Raw genomic sequence first — 23,507 nt, 5'->3', positions numbered from 1 at the left:
CGCCGAACACCCTGATGTCAGGGTGTGCTGACTGTTGTCAGGGGTTGCAACCCCTGACAACAGTCGGGAGTGCCTGACATCAGGGAGTTCCGCCAGCAGCGTTCGCGGCGTGGGCGACGGGTCAGGCGGTACGCCGGCGCAGGGTGGCGGCGCCCAGCGCCAGGCCGCCGACGACGAAGCCACCGACCACGGCCAGATCGAGCCACACCTCGGTGGTGGTGGCGGACCGGGTCAGGTGCAGCATCGCGTCCACGGCGTACGACAGCGGCAGCACGTCGCTGATCACCTTCAGCACCGTCGGCAACAGGTCGCGAGGCACCAGCAGGCCGCAGAGCAGCAGTTGCGGTACCACGACGGCCGGGATGAACTGGACCGCCTGGAACTCGGTGCGGGCGAATGCGGAGACGAAGAGCCCGAGCACCGTGCCGAGCACCGCATCGACGACCGCGACCAGGCTCAGCAGCCACAGCGGCCCGACCACCTCCAGGCCGAGCAGGCCGACGCTGAGTCCGACGGCCAGCAGCGACTGGACCACCGCCACCGCACCGAACGCGAGCGCGTAGCCCAGCACCAGGTCCAACTTCCCCATCGGCATCGCCAGCAGCCGCTCCAAGGTCCCCGACGTCCGCTCCCGCAGCGTGGTGACGCTGGTGACCAGGAACATCACGAAGAACGGGAAGATCGCCAGGAAGGCCGGGCCGAGCCGGCTGAAGATCCCCGGGTCGACGGCGTCGAACATCCACCAGAGCAGCGAGATGAGCAGGCAGGGCAGCAACAGCAGCATCGCCAGGGTCCGGTGATCGCGGCGCAACTGGGTGAGCACCCGGCCGGCCACCGCAAGGGTGCGGGAGAGCTTCATGCCGCCCTCCTCACCAGCGCCAGGAAGGCGTGCTCGATGTCGTCGGTGCCGGCCTGCTCCTTGATCGCCGCCGGTGTGCCGTCAGCCAGGATCCGCCCCTCGCGCATCAGCAGCAACCGATCACACCGCTCCGCCTCATCCATCACGTGGCTCGACACCAGCACCGCCGCACCCGCCTCAGCCAGCCGGTGGAAGCTCGCCCACAACTGCTCGCGGAGCACCGGGTCGAGCCCGACGGTGGGCTCGTCGAGGATCAGCAGTTCCGGCGTTCCCAGCAGGGCGACCGCCAGGCTCACCCGGGAACGCTGGCCGCCGCTGAGGGTGCTGACCAGTTGGGAGTCCTGATCCGCCAGGTCGACCAGGGCCAGGCACTCGGCGACCCGGTCGGGTCCGACTCCGAGGATCCGGGCGAAGAAGGTCAGGTTCTCGGTGACGGAGAGGTCGTCGTACACACTGGCCGCCTGGGTGACGTAGCCGATCCGGGACCGCAGTTCGGCGGCTCCGGCCCGGGCATCGAGCACCGTCACGGTGCCGGAGACGCCTCCCTGTACGCCGACCAGCGTCCGCATCAGGGTGGTCTTGCCGCAGCCGGACGGGCCCAGCAGACCGGTCACTTCACCGCGGGCGAGGGTGAGGTCGATGCCCCGCAGCACCTCCCGTCCCGATCTGACCACATGCAGGTCGGTGGCAGAGACAGCGTTATTCATCATGCGTTGAATTATAAGCAATCACTTCTGCTGATGACAAGGGTCGGGTCGGTCAGGCCAGCGGGCCGGTCAGGTACCGCTGCAGGGTGGGGGCATAGATGGCCACCACCTCATCGGCCGGCATCGAGGCCAGCGGCTCCACCTCGAGCAGGTAGCGCATCATGATCAGGCCGATCACCTGGCTGGCCGCCACCGGCATCCGCCGCTCCGGCTCGTCGATCCCCAACTGCCGGCCGATCGGCAGCACCACCACGGCCAGGAACCCGTCCCGGATGAGCGTGCGCCCACTCGGTTCGAAGACGCCCCGGATCATCGCCAGCAGCGGCGCCCGCATCTCCGGGTCGTCCCACACCGTCAGGAAGACCCGGAGCATCCGCTCGGCCGCGCCCTCGGCGCCCCCGGCCACCGCCTCGGCGAGGAGGATGCGCGGGTCGGCAGGCAACTCCAACGCGGCCACGAACAGATCCGCCTTGCTGCCGAAGTAGTGGTGGATCAGCGCCGCGTCCACCCCCGCATCGGCAGCGATGCCGCGGACCGTGCTGCCCGCGAAACCGCCGGAGGCGAACGCCGCTCGTGCGGCACTGAGGATCGCCGCCCGGGTGTCCGGGGAGCCGGGGCGGCGACCTCGCCGGCCGGGCGCTGCCGACGTCATCGCTCGTCGAGCCCCAAGTGGGTGCGCGCGAACTCCAGCGACTCGACCAGGTCGGCGACCCGAGCGTCGCGGTCCTCGGCCCGCCGGGTGTTGATCTCGACCACCACGTGACCGGCGAACCCGCGCGCCGCCAGCAGTTGCAGCAACTCGGCCGCCCGGGTGTCACCCCGGCCCGGCACCATGTGCTCGTCGCGCGCGGAGACGGTGCCGTCGGTGAGATGGATGTGACGCAGCCGGGAGTCCAGCCGCTTGGCCATCTCCACCACGTCGTCCAACGCGATGGCCGCATGGGAGAGATCGAGGGTGGTGTTGGCGTAGTTCTCCGTCGAGGGATCCCAGCCGGGCAGGTACATCTCCATCCCGCGCCGGTTGGAGGCCCGCCAGGGGTACATGTTCTCCACCGCGAAGGCGATCCCGGTCGACTCCTCCAGGGCGGCGATGCCGTCCACGAACTCACGGGCGTACTGCTTCTGCCACCTGAACGGTGGGTGTACGACGACCACGTCGGCGCCGACCGCCTGCGCCATCTCCGCGGACCGCTCCAACTTCCCCCACGGCTCCAGCCCCCACACCCGTTGGGTGAACAGCAGGCAGGGTGCGTGCACGGCACAGACCGGCACCTGGTGGTGGTCGATCAGCTGCTGGACCGCGCTCACCTGCTGGCTGAGGGCGTCGATGCCGACCATCACCTCGACCGCGTCGTAGCCGACCTCGGCCGCATAGGAGAACCCGTGTGCCGTCGACTCGGGGAAGATCGACGACGTGGACAGACCGACCATGGGGCGTTCCCGCTGGTCGATCGGCTCCGGGGGGAGGACCATCTCAGACCCCGGTGTCCAGCACGCTGATCTGGTCGAAGCGCTCCAGGATCACGCCCTCACGCAGCGCCCACGGACAGACCTCCAGGGCGGGCAGGTCGAAGATGTCCATCACCGCCTCGGCCACCAGCGCACCCGGCACGATCTGGTGGGTTCGGCTCGGGGACACCCCGGGCAGTCGCCGCAACTCCTCGCGATCCATCTCGATCAACTTCGGCAACCAGTGCGTCAACGCCGCCGCCTCGAGTGAACGCGGCACCAGCGGCCCCTCCGACGACGGGGCGGCACCGGTGATCCGGGCCAGCGACCGGAAGGTCTTCGAGGTGGCCGCGGCCCGGTCCGGAGCGCCGGCCCGGAGCAGGTTGCCGGCATCGCGGGCGATCTCGGCCCGGATCGACCGGCGCAGCTTCTTCAGCCGGTCCTCGTCGATGCCGGCCTCGCCGGCGTCGGAGAACCAGTCGCGGGCCAACCGGGCGGCGCCCAGCGGCAGCGACCAGGCCACGTCCGGCGACTCGTCGGCCCCGGCGGCGATCTCCAGGGAGCCACCGCCGATGTCGAAGACGGCCAGGCGCCCGGCCGACCACCCGAACCAGCGGCGTACCGCCAGGAAGGTCAGTCGCGCCTCGTCCTCGCCGGGGAGCACCTGGATCCGCACCCCGGAGCGCTTGTGCACCTTCTCCAGCACCGCGTCCGCGTTCGCCGAGTCGCGCACCGCGGAGGTGGCGAAGGCCAGCATCTCCACGCAGCCCTTGTCCTCGGCGACCTTGACCGCCGCCCGGGTGAACGCGATCAGCGCGTCCACGCCGTCCTTGCTGACCGCTCCCTCGCCGTCGAGGTGCTCGGCCAGCCGCAGCGGCTCCTTGTACGAGTAGGCGGGCAGGGGCGCAGCACCACCGTGCGCATCCACCACCAGCAGATGCCCGGTGTTGGATCCGATGTCGAGCACACCCAGCCGCATGGGACCCACGCTATCTGCTGGACCCCGTCGTAGGCTGTGCGGATGCCTGAAGTCACACCGGGATTCCCCCGTGTCCACGTGGAATTCGTCGACCCCGACGACGCCAGCCAGGTCTTCCGCTGCGACCTCACCTGGCTCACCTCCAACTTCACCTGCATCTTCGGCCAGGGCTGCCACGGGATCTACAAGTCCTCTCCCGACACCGGCTGCTGCACCCTCGGCGCGCACTTCTCCGGGAAGAAGGACGAGAAGCGGGTGGCCGTCGAGGTGGCCCGACTGACCCCGGAGTTGTGGCAGTTCCACCCCGGTCGCGCGGTCAAGCGCAAGGACTGGGTCGAGTTGGACGACGAGGGTGAGCGGAAGACCCGCACCCACGAGGTGGACGGTCAGCAGGCCTGCGTCTTCGCGAACCGCCCCGGCTTCGCCGGCGGTGCCGGCTGCGCGCTGCACGCACTGGCGCTGAGCAAGGGGATGGAGCCGCTGGAGACCAAGCCGGACGTGTGCTGGCAGCTGCCGATCCGGCGTACCTTCCGGGTGGTGGAGGGACCCGACGGCAGCCAGCACACCGAGATCTCCATCGGTGAGTACGACCGGCCCGGCTGGGGGGCCGGCGGTCACGATCTGGACTGGTACTGCTCCTCGAACACCGAGGCGCACGTGGCTGTGGAGCCCGTCTATGTCACCAACCGTCCCGAGCTGATCGCCCTGATGGGCGCCAAGGCGTACGACGTGCTGGCGCAGATGTGTGAGGCGCACCTGCGGTCCCGGTCACAGCTGGCGCTGCATCCGGCCAGCCCGCGCTGACCCGCTCCGGGGCCGCCGCCACCGACCACAGATCGTCTCGACGTCGAGAGACCGGACCCCACCTGTCGGCACGATTCGCGCTCGGGTCAGAATGCTTGACATGCGCCTGGACCACCTCTCCTTCGCAGCCGGACCTGACGGCCTCGCCAGCACCGCCGAACGCATCGGCGGACTGCTGGGACGGGAGTTCACCGACGGCGGAGTGCACCCTCGCTTCGGCACCCGGAACATGATCCTGCCGCTCGCCGACGACACCTATCTGGAGATCGTCGAGGCGCTCGATCATCCGGCCTCGGACAAGGCCCCGTTCGGCCAGGCGGTCAAGGCCCGCTCCGAACTGGGCGGCGGCTGGCTCGGCTGGGTCGTCGCCGTCAAGGACATGTCCGTGGTCGAGGCCAGGCTCGGCCGCGCGGCGGTGGCCGGCAATCGGCACCGCCCCGACGGGGTGGAGTTGACCTGGAAGCAGATCGGCGTCAACGGCCTGATCGCCGACCCCCAGTTGCCGTTCTTCGTGGAGTGGACCTGCCCGGCCAGCGAGCACCCGAGTGCGGGTGCCGACCCGGCGTACTCGCTGGCGCAGCTCGACATCGCCGGTGACCCGCAGCGGGTCAGCGAGTGGCTCGGCGAGCCGGTCGAGGCGCCGCTCGAGGACGTGAAGCTGGAGTGGGTGGCCCCGAACGGCACCCCCGGACTGCAGGCAGCTGTCTTCCAGACCCCGAGCGGCCTGGTCCGGATCTGACCCGGATGCAGCCGCTGGACGGCGCGCGTCCGAGCCCGAACATCTGGCACAACACGGCGATCTACGAGATCGAGAACGCCGCCGTCGACCCTGAGCGACGCATCGAGGCCGCGATGGCGGCCGTGGCCCCGTGGGCCGATCGGGACCTTCTCGACCTGGGCTGTGGCAGTGGCTTCCATCTGCCCCGGTGGTCGGAGTCGGCGCGGACGGTGACCGGCATCGAGCCGCACCCCTCGCTGGCCGCGATCGCGCGGCGCCGGGTCCGGCGAATCGCGCACGTGCGGGTGCTGGACGGGACCGCTCAGCGACTGCCGGTCCCGGATTCCTCGGTGGATGTGGTGCAGGCCCGGTGGGCGTACTTCTTCGGGCCGGGCTGCGAGCCGGGTCTGGCCGAACTCGACCGGGTGCTGCGCCGCGGCGGCACCGCGTTCGTGATCGACAACGACCCGACCAGATCGACCTTCGGCGGCTGGTTCCGGCGCGGCTACCCCGAGGTGGACTCGGCCGAGGTGGAGCGGTTCTGGTCGGTGCACGGCTGGTCGCGGACACCGGTGGACATGGTGTGGCGTTTCCAGAACCGCGCCGACTTCGAGGCCGTGGTGCGGATCGAGTTCCCCGTGGAGGTCGCCGAGCAGATCGTCACCGAGTACGTCGCCGCCGGCCACCTCGAGGTCGACTACGCCGTGAACCTGTGGTGGCGACACTTCTGATCGGGCGATCACGACCTAAGTGGTGATCTGTGGACGCCATCTGGCCACGGATCACCATTCAGGGAGTTGGCAACCCGGCCCACACCGAGTGGCCGGCCCGGCCCAGCCTCGCTGGATCAACAGCGCGGCAATCCGCCCGGCTGTAGCACAAGAACGGTCGAACACCTGGCCGTACGACAACCGCACGCTCAACTGACCACTGAGAGCCACTTCCAGGTCCCGGTCGAGGTCACGGTCCCGCTGTCGGGCGGTGTCATGGAAGAGCCGGCCGTCGAGTTCGACGACCAGATCGGCGTAACTCACGTCCCGATACACCATCCCCAGGGTGGTCCCGACCTGCCGCTGCCGGTGCGCCCGAGGCAGCCCGTGCGCGCGCTCCACGTGGTTGAGGTAGCCGTGCTCAAGGACCGAACATGCTCCTTCGGCGACATCATCGAGTACGCCCGCGAGCCAGCGTCCACGCCGAGTGCGGCCGCGCTCGGCCAGTGCTGCGGCGAGTCGCGCAGCAGTAGTCCGGCGGCCCTGCACGAGACCAGCAACCACCGCGATAGCTTCGAGGTCGCTGCTGGCGCGTGCCGCCACCGTGATCGCGGCATCCTCGAGTCGTTGCCGGGGCGGCTGACGCACACCGTGGACCCTCTCGTAGAACCGCGTCACTCGGGTGGCGACCACGCCGAGCGGAGGACGCACGTTCCGCTCGCGAGGCACGATGATCTCGATGGGTCCTGCCTCCTCCCATCCGGCTCCCGGGCCCTCCCACGCACGCAACGCCGAGCGACCACCGAGCGCAGCCGGTGACACCGCGAGCACAGCCGCCCAGGCACGCTGCTGCCACGTGAGCGGGCCGGTGTGGTTGACGTACACGCCCGGGTGCACGCTGACCCACTCACGGCGCCGGCGCAGCCGTTTGATGCCCGGGTCATCGAAGCCCGCGGCGAGGGCTTGGCTGCGGCTGATCACGCCATCCTGTTGCGCGAGCAGGTGGGCCGCCGCGGTGGGTATCTCCATGCAGGAAGCCTCACCCCAGACGAGCCCGGGTGGCCGGCACGCTGTGGACAACAGCGCTGGGTGGTGATCTGTGGACGCCATCTGGCCACGGATCACCACTCGAGCCGCACTTGTCGGGGCCGTCGCCTACGGTGTGGCTCATGGCGAAGGCGACGCGACCCTCCTACACCTGCACTGAGTGCGGCTGGCAGACAGCGAAGTGGGTGGGCCGCTGCGGCGAATGCCAGACCTGGGGCACCGTCGAGGAGACCGCAGCCCGAGCCAGCACGGTGGCAGCCGGCCCGGTGAGCAGCCCGGCGGTCCCGATCGGTCAGGTGTCGGTGGCCGAGGCAGCGTTCCGGACCAGCGGCGTCGCCGAACTCGACCGGGTGCTCGGCGGCGGCCTGGTGCCCGGAGCCGCCATCTTGTTGGCGGGTGAGCCGGGGGTGGGCAAGAGCACCCTGCTCCTGGAGGTTGCCGCGCGCACCGCGGGCGCCGCCCTGCGGACCCTGTATGTGACCGGCGAGGAGTCGGCCTCTCAGGTGCGGCTGCGCGCCGACCGCACCGACGCCGTCCGCGACGAGCTCTACCTGGCCGCGGAGAACGATCTCGCCGCGGTGCTCGGCCATATCGACGATGTGAAGCCGCAGCTGCTCGTCGTCGACTCCATCCAGACCATCGGGTCGACCGACCTGGACGGGGTGCCGGGTGGGGTCACCCAGGTCAAGGAGGTCGCCGCCGCACTGATCCGGATGGCCAAGACCCGCAACATCACCACCGTGATCGTCGGCCACGTGACCAAGGACGGGTCGATCGCCGGCCCACGAGTGCTGGAGCATCTCGTCGACGTGGTGCTGCACTTCGAGGGGGACAGCAACTCCAGGTTCCGGATGGTGCGTGCCTTCAAGAACCGGTTCGGCCCGATCGACGAGGTCGGCTGTTTCGAGCTCAACCCGGACGGCATCAGCGCGGTCACCGACCCGAGCGGCATCTTCGTGGAGCACCACTCCCAGCAGGTGCCGGGCACCTGTGTCGCGGTGACCATGGAGGGCCGGCGACCGTTGCTCGCCGAGGTGCAGGCGCTGGTGTCGCGCACCCAGGGCGAGCGGCCCCGCCGCACCACCTCGGGTCTGGACTCCTCGCGGGTGGCGCTGGTGCTCGCCGTACTGCAGGAGCACTGCGGCATCACCCTCTCCGACGCCGACGTGTTCGCCTCCACCGTCGGCGGCGCCAAGCTCTCCGACCCGGCCAGTGACCTCGCGGTGGCGGTCGCGATCGCCTCCGCCCAGTACCGTCGCGCGATCCCCGGCGGGGTGATCGCGATGGGCGAGATCGGGCTCGCCGGTGAGCTGCGGCGGGTGCGGGAGCTCCCGCAGCGCCTCGCCGAAGCCGCCCGCCTCGGGTTCGGCACCGCCGTGGTCCCCAGCGAGCGGGGAGCCACCCCACCAGAGCGGCCCCGGACCGTGGACGGGATGCGGGTGCTGGAGGTCGGCGACATCGCCTCAGCGCTACGGCTGCTGGCTCTCCACGTGACCTGATCAGGGCAGTCGCTGCAGCGCACCGATCACCAGGTCGTGGGCGTAGGGCGCGGCCACCCCGGCCAGGAACGTCGCGAAGTCGAGGTGAGCGTCCTCGTCGGCGCGATCAGAGATGGTCCGGCCCACCGCGAACGCCACGCCGGCCTGGGCGCAGACCTGCGCCAGCGCCGCGCCCTCCATCTCCACGGCCAAGGCGTCCGGCAGGTCGGCACGCAGTTGCCGGACCGCGGCCGCGGAGCCGACGAACACGTCACCGCTGACCACCAGCCCGGTGTGTACGCCGGCACCCAGGTCGTCTGCCGCCTCCTGGAGCGCCGCGGTCAGTCGGTGGTCGGTGGCGAATCGGGACCGCCCGGTCTCCGGCACCTGCCAGCGCGGGAAGAGCGGCGAGGCGTCCAGGTCGTGCTGCAACAACTCCGCGGCGATCACCACGTCGCCGGGGTGGACGGCCTCGCCGATGCCGCCGGCGGTGCCCACCATCAGCATCGCCTCCGCCCGCTCGACGAGCAGGGTGGCGGTCGAGGCCGCCGCCACCTTGCCGATCCCGCTGCGCGCCAGCACCACCTCGTGGCCGGCCAGCCGACCGTGCACCAGGGTCCGCCCGACCACCTGCTCGGCGACCGGCGTCTGTCGCCCCGCGGGTGCCTCGACTGCCTCGAGGAGGGCGGCGAGCTCTTCGGCCATGGCGGCGACGACAGCGATCCTCACCGCCCCAGCGTAGGAGGCGGTCCCGGTGGTCCGCGGCGACGCCTCAACCTCTGGAACGCCCTAAGTCGGTCGGCACCACGCTCACCCGGCCCTACACTGATTCTTGAGAAGTGACCACGCGCTCCGGCGCCGCAACCTGCCACCAGGGGACAGCAATGATCGACCGCACCGAGGCCGGCGGCGCACTGCGCGCCACCCTCGCCTCGATCGCGCCCGGAACGGCGATGCGCGACGGCCTGGAGCGGATCCTCCGTGGCCGCACCGGTGCGTTGATCGTGCTCGGCTACGACGAGACGGTCGAGGCGATCTCCTCGGGTGGTTTCCAGTTGGATGTCCCGTTCACCGCCACCGGTCTCCGTGAGCTGGCGAAGATGGACGGTGCGATCATCCTCACCGCCGACCTGCACACCATCCACCGAGCTGCAGTGCATCTGATGCCGGACATGAGGATCCCCTCCGACGAGACCGGCACCCGGCATCGGACAGCGTCGCGGGTGGCCCGGCAGACGGGTCTGCCGGTGGTGTCGGTGTCACAGTCGATGCAGCTGATCGCGGCGTACGTCGGCGAGAACCGGCACGTGATCGAGGAGTCCGGACAGATCCTGTCCCGGGCCAATCAGGCACTGGCCACCCTGGAGCGCTATCGGGCCAGGCTCGACGAGGTCGCCTCCTCGCTGTCGGCGTTGGAGATCGAGGATCTGGTCACCGTCCGGGATGTCGCAACCGTCGCGCAGCGGTTGGAGATGGTCACCCGGATCGCTCAGGAGATCGAGGACTACGTGCTGGAGCTCGGTAGCGACGGCCGGCTGCTGTCGCTGCAACTGGACGAACTCATCACCGGTGTCGACGCCGACCGGGAGTTGGTGCTGCGCGACTACCTGCCCTCCGACAGCGAGGACGACGTGGCCGCCACGCTGGCGAGGATCGGCGCCCTGTCACCGACCGACCTGGTCGACCCGAGTCAGATGGCCAAGACCCTCGGCCTGGCGACGGCGATCGACCTGGACAGCCCGGTTTCTCCCCGCGGCCACCGGTTGCTGGCCCGGGTGCCGCGGCTTCCGCAGCAGGTCGGTGACCGGCTCGTCGAGCACTTCGGGGGCCTGCAGAAGCTGCTGTCGGCCAGCATCGAGGACCTGCTCCAGGTCGAGGGCGTCGGCGAGCAGCGGGCTCGCGGGGTCCGCGAGGGGCTCTCCCGGCTGGCCGAGTCGAGCATCGTCGAGCGCTACTGAGGTTCCTCAGCCGTTCTTGGGCTTGGGCGCCGTGGTCTTGGTGACCACCTTGGGCTGCGGCTTGCGCAACTGGAACTGCACCTTGGCGGGTTCGCCACCGAAGGCGGCCACCTCGAGGTGGTACCAGCCCGGCAACGCCCAACTGGTCCGGTTGCTGCATTCGGCGTCGGAGCGGCGCGCCGACCAACGCATGGTGGCCACCCCGGGCACCTCCTGCCGGGCGATCACGGTCTGTGGCTTCGCCAGCCCGCCGGGGCAGTGCCGGGTCGTCCAGATGTCGTCGCTCCCGGAGGTCAGCTTGGCGATCACGCTGGCCCGGTCGACCACGAAGGTGCAGGCGAGCGCCTCACGGGTGGTGAACTCCAGATCGATCCGGACCGTGGAGCCGGCGGTGGGGTTGTCGAAGACCGGGGTGACGACGAGGTCCCGGGGCGCGCACGCACCCTCGGGTTCGGGGAGCGGCTCCTCCTCCGGTTCAGGCTGCTTCTTTTTCTTCTTCTTGTTCGGCTTGGCCTGGGGCTCTTCCTGGGCGTCCGGATCGGTGCCCGCCTCGGCGTCCGTCTCGCCGCCGGAGTCCAGCTCACCGCCCGGAGCGGGCTGGAGCTGCTGCCCGCTGAGCACCGCAGCGGGGTTGTCCTCGCCGGCGCCACCGGCGAGCTTGGCCACTCCGACCACCAGGGCCACCACCGTGAGCAGCAGCAGACCCCGGCGGAACCAGTACACGCGGGCCGGCAACGGGCCCCGAGGACGGGCGAGGGCAGTCATGCGGCCACGTTATCCACCGGCGAGTCCGTCCTGTGGCTGCCACACCGGGGGTGCGGCGAACTCACTGACGCCGGCCCGGTCACACTCCCCGAGGAGTGCGACCGGGCCGGCGGGTCGGTGCGGTCAGGAGACGTTGATGGCGACGTCGTCGATGACGAAGCTGGTCTGCAGCGTCGCGTCCTCGGTGCCCACGAACCGCAGTGTCACCACCTGCCCGGCGTACCCGGACAGATTGAACTGCTTCTGCACATAGGTGCCGGTGGCGTCCAGGTTGGAGTACGTGGCCAGGGTGGTGGTGGAGCCACCTGCCACCATCTGCACCTGCAACCGGTCATAGGCGAACCAACCGGTCGTCTCCGCGGTGTCGATGCGGATCCAGAAGGAGAGCTGCGCGGTGCCGCCCGACGGGATCGTCACGGTCTGCTCGACGGTGTCGGTGTGACTCCTGCCGTAGCCGTTGAGCCACGCCTTCCACGATCCCGTCCGGGCCGGCCGGGCCGTCGAGTTGGTGATCACTCCCGAGGTCGCGTTCCACCCGGTGTTGCCGGACTCGAAGCCGGGGTTCTGGAGCAGGTTCCCGGGCGCCGGCGGCGGCGGTGGCGGGGGTGTCGTCCCGGAGTCGGACAGCGAGAACAGCAGCCGGTTCGGGGAGCCGGAGCCGGGGTTGGTGACCTTGCTGGGGGTGGCGTTGTCGAGGATCGCCGCGGAGATGGCGCCCGGCGTCCCTCCCTGACCAGCCTCGAGGTGCAGTGCGGCGACCCCGGCCACGTGCGGTGCCGCCATCGAGGTGCCGCTGATGGTGTTGGTGGCTGTGGTCGAGGTGTGCCAGGCCGAGGTGATCGACGAACCGGGCGCGAAGATGTCCAGGCAGGAGCCGTAGTTGGAGTACGACGCCCGTGCATCGCTGCTGGTCGTCGCGCCCACCGTGAGCGCCGCGGCGACCCGCGCCGGCGAGTAGTTGCAGGCGTTCCGGTTGTCGTTGCCTGCGGCGACCACGTAGGTCACGCCGCTCTGGATCGAGTTGGTGACCGCGGTGTCCAGGGCCGACGAGGCACCGCCACCGAGGCTCATGTTGGCGACCGCGGGACGGCCGTCGTGGTGCGCGGTGACCCAGTCGACGCCGGCGATCACACCGGCGTTGGTCCCCGAACCCTGACAGTTGAGCACCCGGACCGGGACGATGGTGACCGATTTGGCCACCCCGTAGGTGGAGCCGCCGACGGTGCCGGCGACGTGGGTGCCGTGCCCGTTGCAGTCGGACGTGCCGCGGCCGTCGTTGATGGCCGTGTAGCCGCTGGTCAGTCGCCCGGTGAACTCACTGTGGCCGGCCACGCCGGTGTCGATGACGTACGCCGTCACTCCGGCACCGGTGCGCTCGTAGCGGTAGACCGAGTCCAGCGGCAGGTTCCGCTGGTCGATCCGGTCCAGGCCCCAGGTGGGGTTCGACTGTTCGGCGATCGCGGTGACCTGCCGGTCCGCCTCCACGTAGGCGACGTGCGGGTTCCGCTGCAGGGCGCGGACCGCGGCCGGCGGCAGTTCGGCGGCGAAGCCGCGCAGTGCGGTGCCGTAGCTGTGGCTGACCCGCCCGCCGCGAGCCCGCGCCTGGTCCTGGGCTCGGCTGTTGTCGGCTGCCTTGGCGTTCCCGGACAGCACCACGATGTAGCGGTCCTTGAGTGCGCCTGGGGCGTCGGCTCCGATCAGCGGCGCGGTCTGCTCGGGTTTGGCGGCCGGTCCGGACGGACCTTTGCCTGGGCTCGCCGCGGCGTGTGTGGCCGCCAGAGCCAACGCTGCGGCGGAGACGCCGAGCGTGGTGAGTATCCGCCGGGTTCGGCGGGGTTGGACGTGGGACATGGGATGGTGTCCTTTCTCCGAGAGTGCGGCCCGGGGTGGGGGCCGCTGGGCCTGAGTGGCCGCCCTTGGCACACTAGGAGCGTCGACATCGCCGCGGAACCCGCCGACTCCTGCAGGTGCACAAACGTGAGGCCCTTAGGATCACGGCCGTGACGTCGCAGCCCCTGCTCGAGCCGCTCCTTGAGTGGTACGACCGGCACGCCCGCGATCTGCCGTGGCGCGACGGGTCGGCGACTCCGTGGGCGGTGATGGTCAGCGAGTTCATGCTGCAGCAGACGCCGGTGGCCAGGGTGCTGCCGGTCTACCTGGAGTGGCTGGAGCGCTGGCCGACGCCGGCCGACCTGGCCGCGGAGACCAGCGGCGAGGCGGTCCGAGCGTGGGGTCGACTCGGGTATCCGCGTCGCGCCCAACGGCTGCACGCCGCGGCCGGCGAGATCGTCGCCGGTCACGGTGGCGAGGTGCCTGCGTCGTACCAGGAGTTGCGGGCGCTTCCCGGCGTCGGCGACTACACCGCCGCAGCGATCGCGTCGTTCGCGTTCGGTCAGCGCCACGTGGTGCTGGACACCAACGTGCGTCGGGTGCTGGCCCGGGCCGGAGCCGGGCAGGAGTTGCCCCGGCCGTCACCGACCCGGGCCGAGCGGGAGTTGGCCGAGGCGCTGCTGCCCCTCGACGGCAGCACCGCAGCGGCCTGGAGCGTGGCGGCGATGGAGTTGGGGGCACTGGTGTGCACCAGCAGGGAGCCGGCCTGTCACCGCTGCCCGGTGCGTGACCGGTGTGCGTGGCTGGCCGCGGGGCGACCGGCCTACGACGGCCCGGCCCACCGCGGGCAGGCGTGGGCGGGCACCGACCGCCAGGTGCGCGGCAGACTGATGGCGGTGCTGCGGGAGGCCGAGGGGCCGGTGCACCTGAGCCGCCTGGAGGCGGTGTGGTCCGACGCGGCGCAGCGGGATCGGTGTCTGAGCTCGCTGCTGGCCGACGGTCTGGTGGTCAGGACCGGCGAGCGAACCTATGCCCTCGACTGACCGGGGCGGCGAACGTCACCATCAGTGAAGCTCACGGAGCTCCTTGAGCTCATCGCTTGAATCGGCCTGGGCTTCTATCCATATGGGATTCCTGCCCTTCCAGATCGCAGGCACTCGGCGCAGCACTATGCTGTAGCCACCCGCGGCATTGATGCTGACGGGATGTCTCGGGTGGCGAGTTGGAGCCCGGGTGGGGCGGAGGATCCGGGTGTGGTGAGCGATGAGTAGCCGCGGAAGCGGGCGCCAGGCGTACGTCGACGCCGTCACATGGGCATCGCGGGTCCAACGATCGGACCCACATGACCTCGTTGCTCTGGAGAATGTCGTCCTCAGTATGGCTCCGGACAACCGGGGGCGGCTTTCGTTCGACTATGTCCCGTCGAAGCTGAATCTCACCTGGCATCTTGTGCGGTACCTTGTGATGGCCTGCGTCGTTGCTGCCCCGGTGTTTGGGTACGTTGGATTTGTCCAGTCGCCGATCGGGTTACCTTCGTACCGGCCGTTCAGCCTGGATGTTGCGTATCCCATGGCGGCTGCAACCTCCGGCGTTGGCTTGGTCTTCGTGTTGTGGTTCTTCGCAGCTTGGCTGCGTCGGGGCAGGTGCCGTGATGGCGCGGCGATCGGCATTTCTAGTTGGTATCTGGTTCTCGGGTCGCTGACGTTGCTGTTGGAGCGAGGTCGACGTGACGAGTTCCATGGATCGGCCACCGCGATGCTGCTCCTCACAGGGCTCCTCGTGGTGTTCTCTGTTCTCACGGTGGTCTATCAACTGCTGAGCAGGCCGGGAGCGCACAGTCCGCGCGGCGTGCGGATCTTTGTGAACGAACTCAGCGAGGCGTCACGTTCCCAACTGCTGCAGGAGCGCAACGAAGCTTTGGGAGTTCTCGCCGAACGCGGACTGCTATCGGGCCACGAGGTGGACCACCTGCGGCTGCGTCCTTTGGGCGAACTGGAGAAGTGAACCGCACTGGGTTCTTTGGAAGCTCGTAGCCTTGTGAACGAGGATGAGCACACGCTGAAGGAGCAGGTGCCCGGGTAGCCGCAGACGCGAGCCCTCGTTGCCTGGACGAACGTGGTCAGGACCGGCGAGCGAACCTTCGCCCTCGACTGACCGGGGCGGCGAGGCCGAGCGCGGCGGCCACGGCCCCGGTGTCCCCACCGGGGCGGAAGTGCTTCTTGGGGGCCGAGCGGGCCCGCTCGATCAGGTCGCCCAGCCGCGCGGCCGCGTCGGCGGTGAGCGACTCGGGTCGGTGGGTGCCCGAGGCCGGGTCCACCTCCACGGCCAGGCCGAGGTCGCGCAACGTGGCCAGGTCGTCGGCGGTGGTCCGCTCGAAGATTCGGAGCAGGTACTTCCGGGTGGTGTCGGGGTCCAGTCCGCGGCCGATCAGGGTGCGCAGCGCGATCGCGGTGGGCTCCCGGCCGGCCCGGAAGTTGGCCATCGGACCGGCCTCGAGCAGGGCGGTCCACTTGCGGACGAACTCCTCCCCGGACCAGGACTCGTAGTGCAGCACTTGCAGGCCGGCGCCGGTGACCGCGTCCAGCGGGTTCCGGTCCGCATCGACCACCTGGTGCAACGCCAGCCACGGCTCGAGGCCGGGCCGCATCCCCACCTTGCCGTCGACGTGGCCGTGGAAGTAGGCGCCGTTGTGGGGTCGGTCGATCACCCCGAGCGTGTGCAGCAGGGTGAGTTCGTCGTCGGAGGCGAGCCGCTTGAACCAGCGCGGCTCCCCGGCCGGCGCCGACTCGCTGACCACCTCCATCGGGGTCAGCCGCACCGCTGCGGCCTCGGCCGGCACCCCGGCCAACTCCGCCCGGTCGATCTGGGCCACCTCGTCGGCGTCGATGTGGAAGACCCAGTCGACGCCACCCAGGGCCGCGCACACAGCCTTGGCGACGTTGGCGTTGAGCCGCTGTCGCTCGTTGAGCTTCGCCGGCCGCTCCCCCGCCCACCAGCTCGTGTCGGTGCGGATGCAGGTGACGTGCGGATGCTCGCCCAACCACGCGGCCACTTCGGGCTGGTCGGCGTCGAGGAACACCATCAGGTGGTCGACGCCGCCAGCCGTGTTGCCGGCGACGAACCGGCGTACCGAAGTGAGGTCGTCCTTGAGCGTGGTCGCGGTGACGATCATCAGTCGGTTTCGGACTTCTCGCCCTCCGCCGGGGCGTCGACGACGCCCTCGATCACCGCAGCCTCGAGAGGCAGGGCGTCGGGAAGCGCCGACACCTTGTGTCCCTCGAAGGTGAACTTCGCGCCCGGACCGTCGCCCTCGACGTCGACCTTGACGATCTGTCCCGGTCCGACCTCTCCGTAGAGCATCTTCTCGGCGAGCACGTCCTCGATCTCGCGCTGCAGGGTGCGCCGCAGTGGGCGGGCACCGAGCACCGGATCGAAGCCGCGGTGGGCGAGCAGTTCCTTCGCGGCCGTGGTCAACTCCAGCGACATGTCGCGGTCCTTGAGCCGCAGCTCCACCGCATCGATCATGTTGTCGACCATCGCGACGATCTGCGTCTCCGTCAATGGCGGGAACACAATGATCTCGTCGACCCGGTTGAGGAACTCCGGCCGGAAGTGCTGCTTGAGCTCTTCGGACACCTTGCTCTTCATCCGCTCGTAGGAGCCGACCGTGTCAGCGCCCTGCTGGAATCCGAGGCTGACGCCCTTGCTGATGTCGCGGGAACCCAGGTTGGTGGTCATGATGATGACGGTGTTCTTGAAGTCGATCACCCGGCCCTGGGAATCGGTGAGGCGACCCTCTTCCAGAATCTGCAACAACGAGTTGAAGATGTCCGGGTGAGCCTTCTCGACCTCGTCGAAAAGCACCACCGAGAACGGCTTGCGGCGCACCTTCTCGGTGAGCTGGCCGCCCTCTTCGTAGCCGACGTAGCCCGGAGGTGAACCGAAGAGCCGGGAGACGGTGTGCTTCTCGCCGTATTCGCTCATGTCCAGCTGGATCAGCGCGTCCTCGTCACCGAACAGGAACTCGGCCAGCGACTTGGAGAGCCAGGTCTTGCCGACACCGGAGGGGCCGGCGAAGATGAATGAGCCGCCGGGACGCTTGGGGTCCTTCAGGCCGGCGCGGGTACGCCGGATCGCCCGGGAGAGCGCCTTGACGGCCTCCTCCTGACCGATGACCCGCTTGTGGAGCTCGTCCTCCATCTTCAGCAGACGGGTGGACTCCTCCTCGCTGAGCTTGACGATCGGGATGCCGGTCGCCACGGCGAGCACCTCGGCGATCAGTTCCTCGTCGACCTCGGCGACCTGGTCCATGTCACCGGCGCGCCACTGCTTCTCGCGCTCGGCCTTGCGCAGGATGAGCTGCTTCTCCTCGTCCCGCAGCCGGGCTGCGGCCTCGAAGTCCTGGCCGTCGATGGCGCCTTCCTTGCGCTGCCGCACGTCGGCGATCTTCTCGTCGTACTCGCGCAGGTCCGGCGGTGCGGTCATCCGGCGGATCCGCAGCCGGGAGCCGGCCTCGTCGATCAGGTCGATGGCCTTGTCCGGCAGGAACCGGTCGGAGATGTAGCGGTCGGCCAGGGTGGCGGCGGAGACCAGCGCCTCGTCGGTGATCGTCACCCGGTGGTGCGCCTCGTACCGGTCGCGGAGCCCCTTGAGCATCTCGATGGTGTGCGCGATGGACGGCTCGGCGACCTGGATCGGCTGGAAGCGGCGCTCCAGCGCAGCGTCCTTCTCCAGGTACTTGCGGTACTCGTCGAGGGTGGTGGCGCCGATGGTCTGCAGTTCGCCGCGAGCCAGCATCGGCTTGAGGATGCTGGCGGCGTCGATGGCGCCCTCGGCGGCACCCGCACCCACCAGGGTGTGGATCTCGTCGATGAACAGGACGATGTCGCCGCGGGTGCGGATCTCCTTGAGCACCTTCTTGAGGCGCTCCTCGAAGTCGCCGCGGTAGCGGGAACCGGCCACCAGAGCACCGAGGTCGAGGGTGTAGATGTGCTTGTCCTTAAGCGTCTCGGGCACGTTGCCCTTGACGATGTCCTGCGCCAGGCCCTCGACGATGGTGGTCTTGCCGACGCCGGGCTCGCCGATCAGCACCGGGTTGTTCTTGGTACGCCGGGACAGGATCTGCATGACCCGCTCGATCTCGGTCTCGCGGCCGATCACCGGGTCCAACTTGCCCTCGCGGGCTGCCTGGGTCAGGTTGCGACCGAACTGGTCGAGCACCAGCGACGAGCTGGGCGCCTCCCCCTGGCCGCCGCTGGGGGCGCCCGCAGCGGCGCTCTCCTTGCCCTGGAAGCCACTGAGCAGCTGGATCACCTGCTGGCGGACCCGGTTCAGGTCGGCGCCGAGCTTCTGCAGCACCTGGGCGGCGACGCCCTCACCTTCACGGATCAAGCCGAGCAGGATGTGCTCGGTGCCGATGTAGGAGTGGCCGAGCTGCAGCGCCTCGCGCAGTGACAGCTCGAGCACCTTCTTGGCGCGCGGGGTGAACGGGATGTGGCCGCTCGGCGCCTGCTGGCCCTGGCCGATGATCTCCTCGACCTGAGCTCGGACCGCCTCCAAGGAGATGTCCAGGCTCTCCAGGGCCTTGGCGGCGACACCCTCCCCCTCGTGGATCAGCCCGAGCAGGATGTGCTCGGTGCCGATGTAGTTGTGGGAGAGCATGCGGGCTTCTTCCTGGGCGAGCACAACGACTCGCCTGGCCCGGTCGGTGAACCGCTCGAACATGTGGGCACCCTTCTGTCGCCGAATCCCGGTGTGGCTTCGACTTCTTCAACGTCTGGGACCAGCCTACGTGTTCCCGGAACCCCACAAGTGCGCTGTCAGCGAACAAGAGCCTCCCGAGGGGTCAGTTGGCTGCCGCCCAGGCGGCCCGAACCTCCTCGGAGATGCGGCCGCGGTCGGAGACCTCGAAGCCGTTGGCCCGCGCCCACTCCCGGATCTCGGCGGTGCTGCCGGCCGACGTGGCGGCAGCGCCACGGCCGCGTCGGGTACGCCGGGTCGCGGAGACCTTGCGGGCGTGGCCGATGTACGGCGCCAGCGCCTCGCGCAATGCCGCTGCATTCTTCTCGTTCAGGTCAATCTCATAGGTGGTCCCGTCCAGACCGAACGTCACGGTGCTATCCGCCTCCGTGCCGTCAATGTCGTCGACGAGGAGAATCTGCACTTTCTGAGCCATGATGAATCATTCCCTTTTGGTTGAAGTCGCTCCCATGAGCATGACAGAAGCCCGTTCATTTCTACAATTCTGTGACTTTTCAAGGGCCCTTGGTCCCGACAGCATTCGACGCGGCCCCTGCGCGTGAGGGCGCAGGGGCCGCGTCGGCCGATTCATTCGAGCGGAATCAACCGCTCGTCAATACTCCTCAGCCGGTCCGATTCACATTGCAGAGCGCATCGCGCACATTGAGGGTGATGTTGCCCAGGATCGGCACCCGGACGGTCACGTCCAGCCGGGTGGCCGGGACACAGATCACCTGGCCGGTGCCACCGGTGCCGCTCAGCCCGATCGGTTGACCGAAGAGCTTGTCGACCTTCAGGTGCGTGATCGCGTCGACCGCTTCGAAGCCCACCCCGGGCACGAAGGTCAGCGCCGCACCGCCCAGGTCAGCGAAGACCCGGCCACCCTGGATCGGGTAGCGGCAGCCGGCGGCGCCGCAGTCGCCACCGAACTCGGTGGTGTTGAGGTAGACGTCACCACCGTCGTCGGCGTCGAGTTCACCGGTCAACTCCAGCACCCGGACCCGCAGGTTCTCCGCGGACAGGCCGCCGGAGTCATCGTCGAGGTTGATGGTGGTGTAGTCGCTGCCGGCGAACCTGATCGACCCCAACGACGGGTCCTCGATCCCCACCTGCGGCAGGCAGGCCTCGTCGTCGGCCATGCAGACCAGCAGTTCGGTGGGCAGTGGGTTGCCGATCGAACCGGAGAGACCCCCCATCTCGAAGCTGAGGCTGGTGGTGGGCTCGTCGGCGGAGTAGTTCAGCAGCAGCGCCCCTTCGACATCGGAGAGCGCCAACCGCATGTTCGGCACCAGCCGGTCCAGGGTGGCCAGCGTTTCGTTGGTCACCGTGCCGGCACCGTCCACGTCCTGGAGCAGGACCGTGAAGATGTTCCCGGCCACCGTGTCGAGCAGCACGTCCGGCGTGTCGCCGAGGGAGGCCTCGATGCCGCGCAGGCCCTCGATCCGGCCGGCCAGGGTGAGTGCCTCGGGGCCGGACCGCAGGAACAGCCCGTCGCCGCCGCCGGGGACGGTGACCGGGTCACCGGAGTGTGCGTGCAGCTCCAGTAGCCCGATCGGGTCACCGCCGGTCTCGAAGACCACTCCGGACTCCTCGATGCCCACGCGCAGCAGCGACGGGATCTGCTCCAGCCGCAGGTCAACGTCGGTGGCGCCGCTGAACAGGCCGTCGTCGTTCCTGGCCTGGACGGTCACCAACTCGATCGGGGCCGAGCCACTGACCTCGATCTCGCCGTCCGCGGAGAGGCCGATGCCCAACTGTCGCGGAGCGTCGAGGATGTGGGCGTCGAGCAGCAGCCCGTCCTGGTCGACCAGGGCCCGCAACGGGGTGGGCGCCATGGTCAGCGCCACGCCGATCTGGTCTCCCAGGCTCAGCGCCATCCCTTCGAAGCCCGGCAGCCGCAGCGCGATCGACTGGGTGTCGGCGTCGGCGATCAGGTGCAGGTAGGACTCGTCCTCGAGCAGGGCGATCTCTCGTCCGGACGCGTACCCGGCCTCGAAGATGCCGATCGGCGCACTGGTGGTCAGCTCACCGCTGCCGTCCGCGCCGAGCACGAAGGAGATCGTGTCCGGCACGTCGAACAGGCCGAGCCGGATGTCGTCGACGACCGCTCCGGCCTCCAGGGTGCGCGCCCGCAGCGAGATCGCGTCGAGCGGCTTGTCGCTGCGCAGTTCGGCGGCGAGGCCGTCGTCGGCGCTGCCGGCGAGGGAGACGCCCAGGGTGCCGTCCACGCTGTCCAGGAGCCCGTCGGCGATGAAGGTCCGGTCGCCGCCGGTGTCGTCAACGAACTCGAGTCCGATCAGGGTCGGTTCCTCGGTGGAGAGTGCGGCCGCCAACTGCTGGTCGGCTGCCCCGGAGCCGAGGTCGATGGCGATCCGGGCCGACGACGGTGCCGTGCTGAACCCGACGGCGAACCGCTGCTCGGCCGGGGCCGACGTGTCCGGGCTGGGCTCGTCGTCCAGGCCGGTAGGCTCGTCGGGCCCGGCGCCCGGCTCGTCGTCACCGGCGGCCGAGGGCACCAGCGCACCGGTGACCTTCAGCGCGTCCTCACCTCGGGAAGCCACCTGCAGGGCGGCGCCACCGTCGCCGAGAAGCACCTCGGCGCGGAATCCCTCGGGGGCGTTGCTGGCACGGGTGTCGTAGCCGAAGCGGTACTCGTGGTCGTCGCCGGGGAGCGTCAGGATCGCCTGCAGGCTCAGCGGCAGGTCGGCCGGCGCACCGGGCAGTCGAGCGATCTCCAGTCGGGGCACCACGGCGGTCGGGTCGCCGCCGAGGTCGAGGACCAACTCGATCGCGTCGTCGACGTTGCTGAACCCGAGCGAGGCGACGCCGGTGGCGAAGGTCAGGTTGGCCAGCACGTCGGGGTTGCCATCACCGGTGACGTCCAACGGTTGCGGGATGCCGATGATCGAGTTGAACTGCCGGGTCACCCGGCCGCCGTCGGCGTCCACGTGCACCGAGCGCCAGTCGAAGGTGGCCGTGTCGACGTACTCGCCCCACTGCGGGTGGGCGATCAGACCGGCGAAGATGCCGTCGAGCGCCATGTCGACGACCTGTCCGGAGCTGCCGATCTGGGCGGTCAGCGGGTCCAGGAGTGCCCCGAGGATCTGGGTCAGTGACTCCTCGCCGAGCAGGTGCAGCGCACTGTCCAGAGTGGCGACCAGGTCATCGAGCGCGTCCTCGTCACCGAGGCCGAGCGCGGCGAGCAGGTCGTCGATCGAGTCGACGGTGTCCAGGACGGCGACGGCGAGGTCGTCGACGACGGAGCCGAGTAGGCCGCCGAGCAGGCTTCCCAGCCCGAGGGAGTTGACCGTGGACTCGATCGCGCCGGTGAGGCTGCCGCCGGGTCCGGACTCGATCGGCGCCGGCTCGGCGGCGTCATCGCCGATGAAGAACCAGGCTGCGGCTCCGCTGGCGGCGTACACGTCGTCGCCGTCGAAGTCGGCTTCGACCCTCACGGTGCGGGACTCCCCGGTGACGGCCACGGTGCGTACGGCGCGGCCGGTCAGGTTGGTGGTGGCCTGCCCCGGGTCGCCCTCGAAGGTGAGCGTCATCGGCTGGTTCGGCACGGCGTCGCCGAACCGGGTGCTGCCCGGGGTGACGTCGATCAGCTGGCCGATCAGCCGGGCGGTGCGTCCGGGCTGTTGCCGGGTGTCACCGCGATAGAAGGTGGCGGTGGGGCGGTGGGTCAGCGTGGTGCTGGCCGTCCCGTCGAGTCCGGTGTAGAAGGGATCGGTGGTCACGGCTGCGGTGACCTGGAGCGGTCCGGCCGGCAGGTCGGGCAGCGGCACGGTGGTCTGGGCGTTGCCGCCGGCGTCGGTGGTGACGACGACGTCGCCGACCCCGTCGACGGTGACAGTGACCTGCCGGTCGCCGAGCGGCTGGCCGGTCACGCCGGTGCCGACCACGGTGCTTCGCAGTTCGATCGGCAGCGACTCGCCGGTGGTCACCGCGCTGGGCAGGTGCACCGAGACCGCCGCGGCGTTGTCGAGGTTGACGACGATGTTCGAGAGTTCCGCCTCCGACTGGAGGGTGCAGCCGGCGTTGGCGAAGCCCGACGCCACCGCCCGCCGGGCGAAGGACTGGATCCGGAACTGGCCGCGGGGCTGCCCCAGCGACGGCCAGGTGGTGCTCAACGACCCGGTGCCGGACTTGCTGGCGGTGTGCACCACTGCTCCGTCGACAAGCCGGGTGACCTGGATCCGGGAGGTGACGTTGGGGCTGTGCAGGAAGTTGCAACCGTTGGTGGCGCCGGTGGCTTCGGTGATGGCCACGTTGCCGGAGACGGTGCTGCCGTTGCTGGGGACGGTGATCGCAGCCTGCGCAGGGGCGGGCAGGGCGACCAGAGCGGCGGCGGCCAGTGCGGCGGCCAGGGCGGCGGCGACCGTGGTGCGCAGCGTGGCGGCACGCCCACGCGCAGGACCGGGACGGGAGTGGGACACAAGATCCTCCTGAATTGCCGAGACG

At 69.8% G+C, this 23,507-nt stretch carries 20 protein-coding genes; 7 read left to right on the top strand and 13 right to left on the bottom strand.

Annotated elements, in window-relative coordinates:
- Nucleotides 1-121 precede the first annotated feature (121 nt).
- From JKG67_RS10130 to JKG67_RS10110, 5 genes are read right to left on the bottom strand one after another with little or no spacing between them, the layout of a single operon-like run.
- The gene (locus JKG67_RS10130; RefSeq protein ID WP_203337187.1) at nucleotides 122-859 is read right to left on the bottom strand and encodes an ABC transporter permease; all 738 of its coding nucleotides are present in this window, start codon (nucleotides 857-859) and stop codon (nucleotides 122-124) included.
- The gene (locus tag JKG67_RS10125) at nucleotides 856-1,569 is read right to left on the bottom strand and encodes an ABC transporter ATP-binding protein (RefSeq protein ID WP_203337186.1); all 714 of its coding nucleotides are present in this window, start codon (nucleotides 1,567-1,569) and stop codon (nucleotides 856-858) included. Before JKG67_RS10125 ends, JKG67_RS10130 begins: the two co-directional genes overlap by 4 nt.
- Nucleotides 1,570-1,618: 49 nt before the next feature.
- Nucleotides 1,619-2,218, bottom strand: coding sequence for a TetR/AcrR family transcriptional regulator (locus JKG67_RS10120; RefSeq protein ID WP_203337185.1), 600 nt, complete (start codon nucleotides 2,216-2,218; stop codon nucleotides 1,619-1,621).
- Complete coding sequence (locus tag JKG67_RS10115; RefSeq protein WP_238998254.1) at nucleotides 2,215-3,039, bottom strand: sugar phosphate isomerase/epimerase family protein; 825 nt, start codon at nucleotides 3,037-3,039, stop codon at nucleotides 2,215-2,217. Before JKG67_RS10115 ends, JKG67_RS10120 begins: the two co-directional genes overlap by 4 nt.
- Before the next feature lies 1 nt (nucleotide 3,040).
- Complete coding sequence (locus JKG67_RS10110) at nucleotides 3,041-3,994, bottom strand: Ppx/GppA family phosphatase (protein ID WP_203337184.1); 954 nt, start codon at nucleotides 3,992-3,994, stop codon at nucleotides 3,041-3,043.
- A 42-nt stretch (nucleotides 3,995-4,036) separates the two neighbouring features.
- Here JKG67_RS10110 and JKG67_RS10105 point away from each other — a divergent pair, with 42 nt between their 5' ends.
- The 3 genes from JKG67_RS10105 to JKG67_RS10095 all read left to right on the top strand — a co-directional run bounded on the left by JKG67_RS10105 (nucleotide 4,037) and on the right by JKG67_RS10095 (nucleotide 6,247).
- A complete protein-coding gene (locus JKG67_RS10105) occupies nucleotides 4,037-4,798 on the top strand; it encodes a DUF3109 family protein (protein WP_203337183.1) in 762 nt (253 codons plus the stop codon).
- Nucleotides 4,799-4,898: 100 nt separating this feature from the next.
- Nucleotides 4,899-5,537: a VOC family protein gene (locus JKG67_RS10100; protein WP_203337182.1), complete on the top strand. Its 639-nt coding sequence runs from the start codon at nucleotides 4,899-4,901 to the stop codon at nucleotides 5,535-5,537.
- A 5-nt stretch (nucleotides 5,538-5,542) separates the two neighbouring features.
- Nucleotides 5,543-6,247 (top strand): class I SAM-dependent methyltransferase, encoded by a 705-nt coding sequence (locus JKG67_RS10095; RefSeq protein WP_203337181.1) that lies wholly within the window; start codon nucleotides 5,543-5,545, stop codon nucleotides 6,245-6,247.
- Nucleotides 6,248-6,298: 51 nt separating this feature from the next.
- On the opposite strand, the gene JKG67_RS10090 is transcribed toward JKG67_RS10095, so the two are convergent.
- The gene (locus JKG67_RS10090; protein WP_203337180.1) at nucleotides 6,299-7,255 is read right to left on the bottom strand and encodes a type IV toxin-antitoxin system AbiEi family antitoxin domain-containing protein; all 957 of its coding nucleotides are present in this window, start codon (nucleotides 7,253-7,255) and stop codon (nucleotides 6,299-6,301) included.
- A 140-nt stretch (nucleotides 7,256-7,395) separates the two neighbouring features.
- Between JKG67_RS10090 and radA the strand changes: the two genes are divergently transcribed.
- Nucleotides 7,396-8,772, top strand: coding sequence for a DNA repair protein RadA (gene radA / locus JKG67_RS10085; protein WP_203337179.1), 1,377 nt, complete (start codon nucleotides 7,396-7,398; stop codon nucleotides 8,770-8,772).
- Here radA and JKG67_RS10080 read toward each other — a convergent pair whose 3' ends face one another.
- Nucleotides 8,773-9,480 (bottom strand): 5'-methylthioadenosine/adenosylhomocysteine nucleosidase, encoded by a 708-nt coding sequence (locus JKG67_RS10080; protein ID WP_203337178.1) that lies wholly within the window; start codon nucleotides 9,478-9,480, stop codon nucleotides 8,773-8,775.
- A 155-nt stretch (nucleotides 9,481-9,635) separates the two neighbouring features.
- Between JKG67_RS10080 and disA the strand changes: the two genes are divergently transcribed.
- Nucleotides 9,636-10,709 (top strand): DNA integrity scanning diadenylate cyclase DisA, encoded by a 1,074-nt coding sequence (gene disA / locus JKG67_RS10075; RefSeq protein WP_203337177.1) that lies wholly within the window; start codon nucleotides 9,636-9,638, stop codon nucleotides 10,707-10,709.
- Between the two features lie 6 nt (nucleotides 10,710-10,715).
- Here disA and JKG67_RS10070 read toward each other — a convergent pair whose 3' ends face one another.
- Complete coding sequence (locus JKG67_RS10070; RefSeq protein ID WP_203337176.1) at nucleotides 10,716-11,474, bottom strand: hypothetical protein; 759 nt, start codon at nucleotides 11,472-11,474, stop codon at nucleotides 10,716-10,718.
- 123 nt (nucleotides 11,475-11,597) lie between these two features.
- Nucleotides 11,598-13,325, bottom strand: a complete 1,728-nt coding sequence (locus JKG67_RS10065) for a S8 family peptidase (protein ID WP_203337175.1) — start codon at nucleotides 13,323-13,325, stop codon at nucleotides 11,598-11,600.
- A 149-nt stretch (nucleotides 13,326-13,474) separates the two neighbouring features.
- On the opposite strand from JKG67_RS10065, the gene JKG67_RS10060 reads away from it, so the two are divergent.
- The gene (locus JKG67_RS10060; RefSeq protein ID WP_307816505.1) at nucleotides 13,475-14,347 is read left to right on the top strand and encodes an HhH-GPD family protein; all 873 of its coding nucleotides are present in this window, start codon (nucleotides 13,475-13,477) and stop codon (nucleotides 14,345-14,347) included.
- Between the two features lie 334 nt (nucleotides 14,348-14,681).
- Nucleotides 14,682-15,308: a hypothetical protein gene (locus JKG67_RS10055; protein ID WP_203337174.1), complete on the top strand. Its 627-nt coding sequence runs from the start codon at nucleotides 14,682-14,684 to the stop codon at nucleotides 15,306-15,308.
- A gap of 115 nt (nucleotides 15,309-15,423) precedes the next feature.
- On the opposite strand, the gene JKG67_RS10050 is transcribed toward JKG67_RS10055, so the two are convergent.
- The 4 genes from JKG67_RS10050 to JKG67_RS10035 all read right to left on the bottom strand — a co-directional run bounded on the left by JKG67_RS10050 (nucleotide 15,424) and on the right by JKG67_RS10035 (nucleotide 23,482).
- Nucleotides 15,424-16,476, bottom strand: coding sequence for a glycosyltransferase family 2 protein (locus JKG67_RS10050; RefSeq protein WP_203337173.1), 1,053 nt, complete (start codon nucleotides 16,474-16,476; stop codon nucleotides 15,424-15,426).
- Nucleotides 16,476-19,028, bottom strand: a complete 2,553-nt coding sequence (locus JKG67_RS10045) for an ATP-dependent Clp protease ATP-binding subunit (protein ID WP_203337172.1) — start codon at nucleotides 19,026-19,028, stop codon at nucleotides 16,476-16,478. Before JKG67_RS10045 ends, JKG67_RS10050 begins: the two co-directional genes overlap by 1 nt.
- 121 nt (nucleotides 19,029-19,149) lie before the next feature.
- Nucleotides 19,150-19,479 (bottom strand): histone-like nucleoid-structuring protein Lsr2, encoded by a 330-nt coding sequence (locus JKG67_RS10040; RefSeq protein WP_203337171.1) that lies wholly within the window; start codon nucleotides 19,477-19,479, stop codon nucleotides 19,150-19,152.
- 187 nt (nucleotides 19,480-19,666) lie between these two features.
- The gene (locus JKG67_RS10035; protein WP_203337170.1) at nucleotides 19,667-23,482 is read right to left on the bottom strand and encodes a hypothetical protein; all 3,816 of its coding nucleotides are present in this window, start codon (nucleotides 23,480-23,482) and stop codon (nucleotides 19,667-19,669) included.
- Nucleotides 23,483-23,507 lie beyond the last annotated feature (25 nt).

Source organism: Nocardioides limicola (assembly GCF_016827675.1).
Taxonomy (GTDB): domain Bacteria; phylum Actinomycetota; class Actinomycetes; order Propionibacteriales; family Nocardioidaceae; genus Nocardioides; species Nocardioides limicola.
This window is presented reverse-complemented; position numbering and strand designations above follow the sequence as displayed.